Here is a 12906-nt window from a genome sequence, read left to right on the forward strand (position 1 = left end):
GGGCCCACGGGCTGCGTGGGAGGATCGAGCCATGCTTCGCTGGTTGACCGCAGGTGAGTCCCACGGCCCGGCCCTCCTCGCGACGATCGAGGGCCTGCCCGCTGGTGTGGAGGTGACCTCCAAGGACGTCGCCGCCGCCCTCGCCCGTCGTCGCCTCGGCTTCGGTCGTGGGGCCCGGATGAAGTTCGAGCAGGACGAGGTCGAGTTCCTCGGTGGGTTGCGCCACGGCGTGACGATGGGCTCGCCCCTGGCGATCCGCATCGGCAACACCGAGTGGCCCAAGTGGGAGACCGTCATGTCCCCCGATCCCGTCTCCGACGAGGCGTATGCCGCGTCCGACGACGTGAACGCGGAGAAGGAGGTCGCCCGCAACCGGCCCCTGACCCGGCCGCGTCCGGGGCACGCCGACCTCGTGGGGATGCAGAAGTACGGCTTCGACGACGCCCGCCCGGTGCTCGAGCGGGCCTCGGCCCGCGAGACCGCCGCCCGCGTCGCCCTGGGCGAGGTCGCGGCCCGGTTCCTCGAGCAGGCGTACGGGATCCGGCTGGTCTCCCACACGGTGGCGATCGGCACGGCCGGTGTCTCCGACGACGCCGAGCTGCCCACCCCCGACCAGGTCGAGCAGATCGACGCAGACCCCGTGCGGACGCTCGACGCCGACGGCTCCGCGGCGATGGTGGCCGAGGTCGAGGCGGCGAAGAAGGACGGCGACACCCTCGGCGGCGTGGTCGAGGTGCTGGCCTACGGGCTGCCCCCGGGCCTGGGCTCGCACGTGCACTGGGACCGCCGGCTGGACTCCCAGCTGGCAGGCGCTCTCATGGGGATCCAGGCCATCAAGGGGGTCGAGGTCGGCGACGGCTTCCGCACCGCCGCCCGCCGCGGCTCGGCCGCCCACGACGAGATGGAGCGCGACGCGGGCGGAACGATCCGTCGCAGGACGGGGCGCGCCGGCGGCACCGAGGGCGGCATGTCCACCGGGCAGGTGCTCCGCGTCCGGGCCGCGATGAAGCCCATCTCCACGGTCCCGCGCGCGCTCGACACGATCGACACCACCGGCGCCGAGGCGGCCAAGGCGATCCACCAGCGCTCCGACGTGTGCGCCGTGCCCGCTGCGGGCGTCGTGGCCGAGGCGATGGTCGCGCTCGTCCTCGCGCAGGCCTGTGTCGAGAAGTTCGGCGGCGACTCGGTGACCGAGACGGCCCGCAACCACGCGGCATACCTCGCGGCGATCCCTGAGGCGATGCGGACGTGGTGACCTCCTCCCACGACGAGGGCGCCACGGCGCGCCCCGTCGCCGTCGTCATCGGTCCGCCCGGCGCGGGCAAGAGCACGATCGGTCGTCGCCTCGCTGCGGCGCTCGGAGTGCGTTGGCACGACACGGATTCGGCGATCGAGGAGGCCCAAGGCGCTTCCATCTCCGACCTGTTCGTCGACCACGGCGAGGACCACTTCCGCGCCCTCGAACGCGCCGAGGTCGCACGCGCCCTTCGTGAGGGTGACGTGGTCGTCTCCCTCGGCGGCGGCGCGCCCATGGACGCGCAGACGCAGGAGCTGCTCGTGGGGCACACCGTGGTGTTCCTCGACGTGGGCATCGCCGACGCGTCACGCCGGATCGGGTTCGAGGGGAACCGTCCGCTGCTGATGGTCAACCCGCGGGCCACCTGGACCAAGATGATGAACGAGCGCCGCGCCACCTACGAGCGACTGTCGACCGTCCGCGTCGACACCGCCGGCCGCAAGCCCGCCGAGATCGTGGCAGAGGTCGTCGCCGCGCTGGGCCACACCCCTGCCGGCGCCGCGCCCGCCCCTGCCACGCCCCCCACCGACCCGGAGGAGCAGTCATGAGTGACGCCACGCGGATCAGCGTCGGCGGGCAGTACGACGTCGTCATCGGCACCGGTCTCCTCGACGAGCTGCCGGGCCTGGTGGGGGAGGGCGTCCAGCGCGTCCTCGTCATCCACCCCCGTGCCCTGGCGACCACGGGCGAGGCAGTGCGGGAAGACCTTGCCGCCAAGGGTTTCGAGGCGTATGCCGCGGAGGTTCCCGATGCGGAGGAGGCCAAGACCGCGCAGGTCGCCGCGTTCCTCTGGGGTGTCCTCGGGCAGGCGGGTTTCACCCGCTCCGACGCCGTCGTCAGCGTGGGCGGGGGAGCGACGACCGACCTCGCCGGGTTCGTCGCCGCGACGTGGCTGCGGGGCATCCGCGTCGTGCACGTGCCGACGACGCTGCTCGGCATGGTCGACGCCGCGGTGGGTGGCAAGACCGGCATCAACACCAGCGAGGGCAAGAACCTCGTCGGCGCGTTCCACGAACCAGCCGGGGTGCTGTGCGACCTCGCGACGCTCGAGACCCTGCCGCAGCACGACTTCACGGCCGGACTGGCCGAGGTGGTCAAGTGCGGTTTCGTCGCCGATCCCGTGATCCTCGACCTCGTGGAGGCCGACCCGGTGGGGGTGCGTTCACCGTCAGGCGAGCACGTCCGCGAGCTGATCGAGCGAGCCGTCCGCGTCAAGGCCGACATCGTCGCGCAGGACCTGAAGGAGTCGTCGCTGCGCGAGGTCCTCAACTACGGCCACACGTTCGGCCACGCCGTGGAGCAGGTCGAGCGCTACGCGTTCCGGCACGGCGCCGCGGTCTCGATCGGCATGGTCTACGTCGCCGAGCTGGCCCGGCTCGCCGGGAAGCTGGACGACGACCTCGTCGACCGGCACCGGGCCGTCCTGACCTCGCTCGGCCTCCCCGTCACCTACCGCGGTGACCGCTGGCCGCAGCTGCTCGACGCGATGAAGCGCGACAAGAAGTCCCGGGGCTCGCTGCTGCGGTTCGTCGTGCTCACCGGGCTCGCGAAGCCGGCCCGCCTCGAGGGTCCGGACCCCGCGATCCTGCAGGCCGCCTACGCCGAGGTCAGCTCCGAGGTCGCCCGTGGCGGGGCGATCTCGCTCTGACGTCGCCGGCCGTCAGCAGCGCCCGGTGCCCCAGGCCTTGCAGGCGATCCGCACGGCCTCGGCGGTGCGCAGCTCCACGAAGCTGCCGGTGTTCGACAGGATCGGCTTGGTGCTGCCCCAGTAGTTCGTGAGCCGTGAGTTCGTGCCCTTGCCGACCCGCAGGGTGTAGACCTCGCCGGGCCTGATGACGGTCCCGCGCGGGATCTCCCACGTGTACCCGTTGTTCGAGAGCGTCTGGTACGACACGTCGACCGAGTACGTGCCTGCCGAGCGGAGGCTGATGTATTCGCCGTTGAGGTTGTCCGCGTCGACCCCGGGAGCGTCGGGAGCGGCGTTGATCCGGACCTTGCCAGCGAGGGGGCTCGTGCACGCGGACATGCATGGGTACATCGACCAGGCGCGCAGGTCGCCGTCGCGGTCGAAGAGGTAGGCGCCGCTGCCGTGCCGGTTCGCGGCGATGCTCGCGTTCGGGAACTTCGGCGCGGTGCCGCCCCAGTAGAACGACGTCGTCGTGGCGGTGCCCTTGCCGACGTGCAGGGTCAGCAGCCCACCAGCCGGGACGACCGCGGTGGACGGGAAGGTGAACCAGTCCTGGCCGCCCGTGCGCATCTGCCAGCCGGCGACCGACAGGGTCGCGGTGCCGCTGTTGAGGACCCGCACCCACTCACCGTTGACGTTGCCGCCGTCGTCGCCGTTGGCGTCCCAGTTGACCCAGACCTTGAGGGGGGTGCCCTGGGACGGACCGGAGCGGCAGTAGTCGGTGTCCCACAGGTTCTTGCCGGCGCGGGCCGCCTGCTCCGCCGCGGTGAAGTACGCCTTCCAGCGGGTGTCGTCGTTGGCCAGGATGATCGGCAGGGCGTGCCCGGCCCTGAGCTGGGCCAGCTGGGTGTCGAGCCAGCCGGTGCTCGTCGAGACGTCGATGTGGCGCACCGGCCGACCGAGGCTGGAGGCGGTCGTCGAGTTGGTGGTCAGGCGCACCCGGCGACCGGCGACCATGCGGTCCATCGCCGCGGTCGCCTCGTCGGCGTGGCAGCTGCCGATCTCCATCGTCTGGATGCCGGTGTTGCGGATGTGCGGGGGAGTCAGGGAGCTGGGGTCGCCGTCGACGCGTATCGCCACGGTGTCTCCGTCGATCGTGTGGTCGTAGGTCCCGTAGGTGACCTTGGCCGACCAGACCTTCGAGGTGGTGGCTGCGGACGCCACCGAGCCGGTGGCGAGGAGGGCGGCTGCGCAGGTCAGGCCGAGCGCCGCGGCGACGGGCCCCCTGACGGCGCCACGCGCCATACGGCGGGGTCGGCCGGCGGGGCGGACGGAGAGGCGGGGGACGATGCGGTCTGGCACGAGGAGCTCCGGGGACTGGCGGGGTCGACGGTGGGGGGATGCGTCGACGGCAGCCATGGTGACATCGCGACGGCTCCCGTGGAGCACTCGCGGTCAAACGTGGCCAAACGGGGGAGGTCGCCCCACAGCAACCCCACAGCGACGGCACAGGGCGCCACGGGGTGCGCGGGGCACCATCGTCGACATGAGCAACCACGAGGACCACGGAACCGACCACTTCGGGAACCCGCACGACGACCGCCACGACCGGGGCCTCGAGTTCGACGTCGCCACCCTCCTCGGGCGGCGCGGCATGCTCGGGATCCTCGGTGCGCTGGGAGCAGGTGCGGCACTCGCGGCCTGCGGCACCGGGTCGGACACGGCCGCGACGTCGACGACGAGCAGCCCGGCGTCCTCGTCGTCGTCCGCCAGCAGCACGACGTCGACCTCGTCGGGGGCCGGCACGCCCGCGGCCGAGGTGCCGGACGAGACCGGCGGTCCGTACCCGGGCGACGGGTCGAACGGACCCAACGTGCTGGACGACTCCGGCATCGTCCGGTCGGACATCACCACCAGCTACGGCACGTCCACGACGAAGGCCGAGGGCATCCCCCTGACGATCAACCTCACCGTCACCGACGCGGGCAACGGCTACTCCGCCATGGAGGGCGCTGCCGTCTACCTGTGGCACTGCAACCGTGACGGCCAGTACTCGCTCTACTCCCCAGGAGTGGAGGACGAGAACTACCTGCGCGGCGTCCAGGCGACCAGCGCCTCGGGGACGGCGTCCTGGACGAGCATCTACCCGGCGGCGTACGACGGCCGCTGGCCTCACATCCACTTCGAGGTCTACTCCTCGGTGGCCGACGCCACGAGCAGCGGCCAGATCGTCAAGACGTCGCAGATCGCCCTCCCCGAGGCCGCCTGCAAGGAGGTCTACGCGACCACCGGCTACGAGGCCAGCGTCGCCAACCTCGCCCGGACCTCCCTGACCCAGGACATGGTGTTCGGGAACGACGGCGGGATCCACCAGCTGGCGACGGTGACCGGGAACGTCACCGACGGGTATGTCGCGAACCTCACCATCGGGGTCTGATGAAGCGACGTTCCGGCCGGGTGTCGCGCCCGTTGAGGTGCCGGGTATGGCGCGCGGTCAGGTGAGCCGGCGGGTGAACCGTCGCTCGTCCCGGCCGGAGGTCGGGTCGGCCACGACGTCGTCCGTGGGCACCCACCCGGCGCGCCGGTAGACCCCGGTCGCGCGGGTGTTGTCGTCGATCACCCACAGCTCGATCTCGTCGTAACCCTCCGTGCGGGCGTGGTCGTCCACGGCGGCGAGGAGGGCTGCACCGACGCCGTCGCCCCAGGACACGGCGTCGACCGCCAGGTAGAACAGCTCGAGCACCCGGGGGTTCGGGGCGCACAGGGCGAAGCCGACCACCGCATCGTCGCGACGGGCGGCCAGGAGCGTGGCCCCGTCGAGGGCGAGACGACGCAGGACCCCGGGCACTGCGCCCTCCACGTCGACGGTCCACCCCGACCGTCGCGTCGAGCGACAGCACGGGCCCAGATCCCGGCGACGGCCCGGACGGCATCCTCCCCGGCGTACCCGCCGTCCTGGCTCGAGAGGGTCAGCACCGCGCAGGCTCAGAGCTCGTCGAGGGCGGCGAGGTCGGCCAGGCTCGGCTGCCAGGCGACGGCACGGGCGTTGCGCTCGACCTGTGCGGCGCTCGTCACCCCGGAGATGACCGAGGCGACCTGTGGCTGGGCGGCGAGCCCGCCGATGGCGACGTCGAGCAGCTCGAGGCCACGGTCGGCGGCGAACGCCTGCAGGGCCTCGACGCGGTCCCAGTCGGCGTCGACGAGCCAGCTCGCACGGTCCGCTTCGAGGGCGGCTCGGGAACCCTCGGGCGCCGCGGCCCCGCGCTGGTACTTGCCCGTGAGCAGGCCGCGGGCTAGGGGGAAGAAGGGCAGCAGGCCGAGGTCGAAGCGCTCGCACGCCGGCGTCACCTCGTTCTCGACCGTCCGGTCCAGCAGGGAGTACTCGTTCTGCACGGACACGAACGAGGCCAGCCCGGCCGTCGCCGAGGTCCACGATGCGTCGGCGACCTGCCACCCGTCGAAGTTGGAGCACCCGACATACAGGACCTTGCCCTCCCTCACGAGGTCGGTCAGGACCTCCAGGGTCTCGCCGATCGGGGTGAGCGGGTCCGGGCGGTGCAGCTGGTAGAGGTCGATGTGGTCGGTCTGCAGCCGGCGCAGGCTGGCCTCGACGGCCCGGCGGACGTAGCGCCGCGAGCCGCGGGCACCGAAGTCCTCACCGTTCGCGCCCTGCATGTCCATCCCGAACTTGGTCGCCACCACGAACTCGTCCCGCTGGCCGCGCAGCGCCTCGCCGAGCATCTCCTCGCTCTGCCCGGGGTGGCCGCCGTAGATGTCGGCCGTGTCCAGCAGCGTGACACCGGTGTCCCGCGCCGCCCGGAGGAGGTCGACGAGGCCGTCCTGGTCGACGCGTCGCCCGAACGCGTTGCAGCCGAGTCCGACCGCACTGACCATCAGGCCGCTGCCGCCCAGGGGGCGGTACTCCATGTCGCTCATGCCACCACCCTAGGTCGGCGCCGGGACCCCCACCCGGCAGGGCGGCGACCACGTCGCGACCCAGCCCGGGCCCCGCAGCGATTCGGGGGAGACCCGCCCCGGCGGCTAGACTGAACGGCGATTCCCACCCCGAACCTTCCGGAGCACTCGCGCGCGCCTGCGCCGCTGGATACCGGCTCATCGAAAGCGATTGACACGTGGCATCGACCAACGAGCTCAAGAACGGCCTGGTCCTGAACCTCGAGGGACAGCTGTGGTCCGTCGTGGAGTTCCAGCACGTCAAGCCCGGCAAGGGCCCGGCGTTCGTGCGCACCAAGCTCAAGCACGTCCTGTCCGGCAAGGTCGTCGACAAGACGTTCAACGCCGGCCTCAAGGTCGAGACCGCCAACGTCGACCGTCGTGACATGCAGTACCTGTACAAGGACGGCACCGACTTCGTCTTCATGGACGGGACGACGTACGACCAGATCCACATCCCGGAGACGATCGTCGGCGACGCCGCCAACTACCTCCTGGAGAACCAGGTCGCGCAGATCGCCACGCACGACGGCAGCGTCCTCTACGTCGAGCTCCCGACCTCGGTCGTCCTCGAGATCACGTACACCGAGCCGGGCCTGCAGGGCGACCGCTCCACCGGTGGCACCAAGCCGGCCACCCTCGAGACCGGTGCGACGATCAACGTCCCGCTGTTCCTCGAGCAGGGCACGAAGGTCAAGGTCGACACCCGCGACGGCTCGTACCTCGGCCGAGTGAACTAAGTGGCTGCTCGTTCCAAGGCGCGCAAGCGCGCGATCGACATTCTCTTCGAGGCCGAGCAGCGCGGGCTCAACGCCCGCGACCTGCTCGCCGACCGGCTCGCGAAGCCGGTCACCGAGGCACCGCTGAACCAGTACACCGCCGACCTCGTCGAGGGTGTCGTGTCGCACTGGACCGACATCAACGAGCTGCTCTCGACCTACTCCCAGGGCTGGACGATCGAGCGCATGCCGAGCGTCGACCGCGCGATCCTGCGCCTGGGTGCCTACGAGATCCTCTACACCGACGACATCCCGGACGGTGTCGCGATCTCCGAGGCCGTCGAGCTGGCCACGTCGCTGTCCACGGACGACTCGCCGAAGTTCGTCAACGGCCTGCTGGGCCGCCTCGCCGAGGTCAAGCCGACCCTGGCCTGAGACCCCTGTCGTCCCGCTTTGGGTGCCTGGACGGTCGGAATTCCGACCGTCCAGGCACCCAAAGTCGCATCGGGGGAGCGTGCGGCGAGCCCGGTGTGCGTCCGCAGGGGATCGGCCGCTACAGTGGCCAGCGATCGACATCCTTTAACGACCTGTCCTGTGAGGCAGGGAAGGAGGTCCTGACGCCCGTGCGTCCTGACTCAGCCGTACCCGTCCCGGTCGACGCCTCCCCGGCTCCCGGGGCCCCGACCCCGTCACCGTCGCGCACGGTGCTCTCGGCCAGCGACATCTCCCGCGCCCTGCGCCGCGTGGCCCACGAGATCCTCGAGCACAACAAGGGTGGGACCGACCTCGTCATCCTCGGCATCCCGAGCCGCGGCGTCGTCCTCGCCCAGCGGCTCGCCGCCGTGATGGAGAGCGTCGAGGGCAAGCCGGTCCCGGTCGGCGCGCTCGACGTGACGATGCACCGCGACGACCTGCGCCGCCAGCCCACCCGCAGCCCCCGGCACACCGACATCCCCGGCGGCGGGATCGACGACAAGGTGGTCGTGCTCGTCGACGACGTCCTGTACTCGGGCCGTACCGTGCGCGCCGCCCTCGACGCCCTGTCGGACCTCGGCCGTCCCCGCGCCGTGCGGTTGGCCGTGCTCGTCGACCGCGGTCACCGCGAGCTGCCGATCCGCGCCGACCACGTGGGCAAGAACCTTCCCACCTCCAGCGCGGAGCGCGTCTCGGTGCGCCTCAGCGAGCACGACGGCGTCGAGGACCAGGTCACCATCGCCGGAGGAGAGTCGAGATGACCATCGCCCTGTCCCGCGAGGCGACCACGCGGCACACCCGTCGTCACCTGCTGTCCTCGGCGGACCTCGACCGCGCGCAGGTCCGCGAGATCCTCGACACCGCCGCCGAGATGCACGGCGTGCAGCAGCGTGAGGTGAAGAAGCTCCCGACCCTGCGGGGGCGCACCGTGGTCAACCTGTTCTTCGAGGACTCGACCCGCACCCGCAGCTCGTTCGAGATCGCCGGGAAGTGGCTCTCGGCCGACGTCATCAACATCAGCGGCAAGGGGTCCTCGACCTCCAAGGGTGAGTCGCTGCGTGACACGGTCCTCACCGTGGCGGCCATGGGGGTCGACGCGCTCGTCATCCGCCACCACGCCAGCGGCGCCGCCCAGCAGGTCAGCCAGTGGGTCGACGCGCACGTGGTCAACGCCGGCGACGGCACCCACGAGCACCCGACGCAGGCATTGCTGGACGCGTACACGATGGAGCGCCGGCTCGGGGACCTCGAGGGTCGCCACGTCGCGATCGTCGGCGACCTGACCCACTCCCGGGTGGTCCGGTCGAACCTCATCACGCTGCGCACCCTCGGGGTCCGCGTCACCCTGGTCGCGCCGCCGACCCTGATGCCCAGCGGCATCGGTCCGTGGGCAGCGGCGGAGGGGTTCGCGCTGTCGAACGACTTCGACGCGGTGCTGCCGACCGTGGACGCCGTGATGATGCTGCGGGTGCAGCGGGAGCGCATGAGCGGAGGGTTCTTCCCGACGCCGCGCGAGTACACCGTGGGGTACGGCCTGACCCGGCCGCGGCTCGACGTGCTCATGGCCGCCAACCCCGACGCCGTCATCTGCCACCCCGGCCCGATGAACCGTGGCCTCGAGATCTCGCCGGACGCCGCGGACGCCGCCGCGTCGCTGGTGCTCGACCAGGTCAGCGCCGGGGTCGCGGTGCGGATGAGCGTGCTCTACCACCTGCTCGCCGGCGGCGAGGGAGAGGACAGCTGATGGCCAGCCTGCTCATCACCGGAGCCGACCTCGTCGGCCGCGACACCGACGGACGCGCCGACATCCTCGTCGAGGACGGCGTCATCACCGAGGTCGGCTCGATCCGCTCGGCCAAGGGGGCCGACGTCCTCGACGCCGACGGGCTCGTGGCGCTGCCCGGACTGGTCGACCTGCACACCCACCTGCGCGAGCCCGGCCGCGAGGACGCGGAGACGATCGCCTCCGGTGCCGCGGCCGCCGCGGTCGGTGGGTTCACCGCGGTGCTCGCGATGGCCAACACCAACCCCGTCACCGACACGGCAGAGGCCGCGGAACGCATCTTCGACCTGGGACGGGCCACCGGCCTGGTCGACGTCGTGCCCGTGGGTGCGGTCACCAAGGGCCTGGACGGTGAGGAGCTCGCCGAGCTCGGTCTCATGCACCGTTCCCGAGCGCGCACCACCTTCTTCTCCGACGACGGCAGGTGCGTCCACAACGCACGGGTGATGCGCCGCGCGCTGGAGTACGTCCGCGCCTTCGGGGGCGTCGTCTCCCAGCACGCCCAGGACCCGAACCTCGCCGGTCCGCAGGCCTGCGCCCACGAGGGCGAGCTGTCCGGTCGACTCGGGCTGCCCGGCTGGCCGGGCATCGCCGAGGAGTCGATCGTCGCCCGTGACGTCATGCTTGCCCGCCACACCGGCTCGCGCGTCCACGTCGCCCACGTCTCCACCGCGGGCACGGTCGAGGTGATCCGCTGGGCCAGGGCCCAGGGCATCGACGTGACCGCCGAGGTCACGCCCCACCACCTCGTGCTGACGACCGACCTGCTGGCCGGCTACGACCCCACCTTCAAGGTCAACCCGCCGCTGCGGCCCCAGGAGGACGTCGACGCCCTGCGCGCCGCGCTCGCCGACGGCACCATCGACGCGGTCGCCACCGACCACGCCCCGCACGCCCGGCACGACAAGGAGCACGCCTTCGTCGACGCGGCGTTCGGGATGCTCGGCCTCGAGACCGCGTTGTCCGTGGTGAGCGAGGTCATGGTCCACGGCGGGTTCCTGGACTGGGCCGGCGTCGCGCGCGTCATGTCGCAGAACCCGGCCCGCATCGCCGGGATCGCGGCCCACGGGTCGGCGCTGGCGGTCGGCGACGCGGCCCACCTCACGCTGGTCGACCCCTCCGCCGAGGTGACCGTCGACCGCAGCGCGAGCGTGTCCCTGTCCCGCAACAACCCCTGGCACGGCCGGACCCTGCGCGGTGCGGTCCACGCCACCGTCTTCGGTGGCCGGGTCACCGCCCAGAAGGGAGCCCTCGCGTGACGCGACTCCAGGCCGTCGGGGTGCTCCTCGTGGCGCTCGGCCTCATCTACGCGCTCCTGTATGCCGCGTGGCTGCGCAAGCGCCGCCGTCACGCCTCCGCGGCCATCGTCGCCGAGCGCGAGCGCACCCGGAGCGGTGAGGTCACCGACGACGGCAAGGAGCCGAAGGCTGCGGCAGCCCGGCTGTCGGTCGAGGGCACGTACGTCAGCACCACCACGGCCGTCAGCCGGCTCGAGCGGGTCACCGTCGAGGGACTCGGCAACCGCGCCAGGGCGACCCTGGTCATCAACCGTGGGACCCCCGAGGACCTGGTCCGCATCGAGCGCCAGGGCGAGTCGACCGTGGTCATCACCGGACCGCGCCTGGTGGCGGTGCGCCGCGACCGCGGCATGGTCGGCAAGTTCGTCGGCAGCAACAAGATGCTGATCCTGCAGTGGCGGGCCGATGACGACGCGCTCTACGAGACCGGGTTCCTGCCGCGCTACAAGGCCGACCTCGACCGGGTCGAGTCCGCCCTGTGGTGGCACACCGGCGAGTCCCGCGAGTCGGAGAACCCGGCTCACGACCCCGATTCCCCTGCGACAGAAGGACGATCCACGTCATGACCAGTCCCGCCCACCTCGCGCCGCGCGGTGCCGCCGTCCTCGTCCTCGAGGACGGGCGGGCCTTCCACGGTGAGGCCTACGGCGCCACCGGCCAGACCGTCGGCGAGGCGGTGTTCTCCACCGGCATGACCGGGTACCAGGAGACGCTCACCGACCCGAGCTACCACCGGCAGGTCGTCGTCATGACGGCCCCCCACATCGGGAACACCGGCGTTAACGACGAGGACGGCGAGTCCCGCAGGATCTGGGTCGCCGGCTACGTCGTGCGCGACCCCGCGCTGCGGCCGTCGAACTGGCGCTCGCAGAAGTCGCTCGAGGACGACCTGCGCGAGCAGGGGGTCGTGGGGATCAGCGGCATCGACACCCGTGCCCTGACCCGCCACCTGCGTGAGCGCGGCGCCATGCGCGTCGGGATCTTCTCCGGCGACCGGGCCGACCAGTCCGTCGCGCAGCTCACCTCGACCGTGCAGGAGGCGCCGCTCATGGCCGGTGCCGCCCTGGCCGCCGAGGTCACCACCGAGGAGGCGTACGTCGTGCCGGCGGTGGGGGAGAAGCGCTACACGGTCGCGGCCCTCGACCTCGGCATCAAGGCGATGACGCCGACCCTGCTCGCGCAGCAGGGCATCGAGGTGCACGTGCTCCCGGCCACCTCGACCTTCGAGGAGATCCGCGCGATCGGCGAGGACGGGCCGGACGGGGTGTTCTTCTCCAACGGTCCCGGTGACCCCTCCACCGCGGACGCCGAGGTCGCCGTGCTGCGCCAGGTGCTCGACGCGCGCATCCCGTTCTTCGGGATCTGCTTCGGCAACCAGCTGCTCGGGCGCGCGTTGGGCTTCGGCACCTACAAGCTCAAGTACGGCCACCGCGGCATCAACCAGCCGGTGATGGACCGCACCACCGGCAAGGTCGAGGTCACCGCGCACAACCACGGCTTCGCGGTCGACGCGCCCCTGAACGGGGAGGTGACCGCCCCCGCGGACGCCGACGGCACGGCATACGGGCGGGTGCGGGTCTCGCACGTCTGCCTCAACGACGACGTGGTCGAGGGCCTCGAGTGCCTCGACCTGCCGGCCTACTCCGTGCAGTACCACCCGGAGGCAGCAGCCGGTCCCCACGACGCGGGCTACCTGTTCGACCGGTTCGTCGAGCTCATGAAGGCCAACCAGCAGAAGGGACACGGTCTCTAGA

The 12906-nt window shown here is 71.7% G+C and carries 14 protein-coding genes; 11 read left to right on the forward strand and 3 right to left on the reverse strand.

Going from position 1 to position 12906, the window contains the following annotated elements; translation table 11 throughout:
- Positions 1 to 31 precede the first annotated feature (31 nt).
- The 3 genes from aroC to aroB are packed head-to-tail and all read left to right on the forward strand — an operon-like array spanning position 32 to position 2945.
- Entirely contained in the window at positions 32 to 1255 is a 1224-nt protein-coding gene (gene aroC, locus ASC58_RS07515) for a chorismate synthase (RefSeq protein ID WP_056914231.1), read from the forward strand.
- Positions 1252 to 1845 carry a shikimate kinase gene (locus ASC58_RS07520; RefSeq protein ID WP_056919237.1) on the forward strand — a complete coding sequence of 198 codons (594 nt, stop codon included), beginning with the start codon at positions 1252 to 1254 and terminating at the stop codon, positions 1843 to 1845. Before aroC ends, ASC58_RS07520 begins: the two co-directional genes overlap by 4 nt.
- Positions 1842 to 2945 carry a 3-dehydroquinate synthase gene (gene aroB, locus ASC58_RS07525; protein ID WP_056914232.1) on the forward strand — a complete coding sequence of 368 codons (1104 nt, stop codon included), beginning with the start codon at positions 1842 to 1844 and terminating at the stop codon, positions 2943 to 2945. Before ASC58_RS07520 ends, aroB begins: the two co-directional genes overlap by 4 nt.
- 12 nt (positions 2946 to 2957) lie before the next feature.
- Here aroB and ASC58_RS07530 read toward each other — a convergent pair whose 3' ends face one another.
- Positions 2958 to 4343: a lamin tail domain-containing protein gene (locus ASC58_RS07530; protein WP_056918895.1), complete on the reverse strand. Its 1386-nt coding sequence runs from the start codon at positions 4341 to 4343 to the stop codon at positions 2958 to 2960.
- A 127-nt stretch (positions 4344 to 4470) separates the two neighbouring features.
- Here ASC58_RS07530 and ASC58_RS07535 point away from each other — a divergent pair, with 127 nt between their 5' ends.
- On the forward strand, positions 4471 to 5361 hold the full coding sequence (locus ASC58_RS07535; RefSeq protein ID WP_056918896.1) for a 3,4-dioxygenase subunit beta: 891 nt from the start codon (positions 4471 to 4473) through the stop codon (positions 5359 to 5361).
- A gap of 57 nt (positions 5362 to 5418) precedes the next feature.
- On the opposite strand, the gene ASC58_RS21260 is transcribed toward ASC58_RS07535, so the two are convergent.
- Positions 5419 to 5784, reverse strand: a complete 366-nt coding sequence (locus tag ASC58_RS21260; RefSeq protein ID WP_162246827.1) for a GNAT family N-acetyltransferase — start codon at positions 5782 to 5784, stop codon at positions 5419 to 5421.
- Positions 5785 to 5909: 125 nt separating this feature from the next.
- Positions 5910 to 6851 carry an aldo/keto reductase gene (locus ASC58_RS07545; protein WP_200947785.1) on the reverse strand — a complete coding sequence of 314 codons (942 nt, stop codon included), beginning with the start codon at positions 6849 to 6851 and terminating at the stop codon, positions 5910 to 5912.
- 206 nt (positions 6852 to 7057) lie between these two features.
- Between ASC58_RS07545 and efp the strand changes: the two genes are divergently transcribed.
- The 7 genes from efp (at position 7058) to carA (ending at position 12905) form a co-directional block, all read left to right on the forward strand.
- On the forward strand, positions 7058 to 7618 hold the full coding sequence (gene efp / locus ASC58_RS07550; RefSeq protein ID WP_056914237.1) for an elongation factor P: 561 nt from the start codon (positions 7058 to 7060) through the stop codon (positions 7616 to 7618).
- A complete protein-coding gene (gene nusB, locus ASC58_RS07555; protein WP_056914238.1) occupies positions 7619 to 8032 on the forward strand; it encodes a transcription antitermination factor NusB in 414 nt (137 codons plus the stop codon).
- A gap of 188 nt (positions 8033 to 8220) precedes the next feature.
- Complete coding sequence (gene pyrR, locus ASC58_RS07560) at positions 8221 to 8832, forward strand: bifunctional pyr operon transcriptional regulator/uracil phosphoribosyltransferase PyrR (RefSeq protein WP_082553074.1); 612 nt, start codon at positions 8221 to 8223, stop codon at positions 8830 to 8832.
- A complete protein-coding gene (locus tag ASC58_RS07565; protein ID WP_056918899.1) occupies positions 8829 to 9815 on the forward strand; it encodes an aspartate carbamoyltransferase catalytic subunit in 987 nt (328 codons plus the stop codon). The genes pyrR and ASC58_RS07565 overlap by 4 nt, the downstream gene beginning before the upstream one ends.
- Positions 9815 to 11113 (forward strand): dihydroorotase, encoded by a 1299-nt coding sequence (locus ASC58_RS07570; protein ID WP_056918900.1) that lies wholly within the window; start codon positions 9815 to 9817, stop codon positions 11111 to 11113. Before ASC58_RS07565 ends, ASC58_RS07570 begins: the two co-directional genes overlap by 1 nt.
- The gene (locus tag ASC58_RS07575; protein ID WP_056914241.1) at positions 11110 to 11718 is read left to right on the forward strand and encodes a hypothetical protein; all 609 of its coding nucleotides are present in this window, start codon (positions 11110 to 11112) and stop codon (positions 11716 to 11718) included. The genes ASC58_RS07570 and ASC58_RS07575 overlap by 4 nt, the downstream gene beginning before the upstream one ends.
- Positions 11715 to 12905, forward strand: a complete 1191-nt coding sequence (gene carA / locus ASC58_RS07580) for a glutamine-hydrolyzing carbamoyl-phosphate synthase small subunit (RefSeq protein WP_056918901.1) — start codon at positions 11715 to 11717, stop codon at positions 12903 to 12905. The genes ASC58_RS07575 and carA overlap by 4 nt, the downstream gene beginning before the upstream one ends.
- The last annotated feature ends 1 nt before the right edge of the window (position 12906 follow it).

Source organism: Phycicoccus sp. Root101 (assembly GCF_001426245.1).
Lineage (GTDB): Bacteria > Actinomycetota > Actinomycetes > Actinomycetales > Dermatophilaceae > Pedococcus.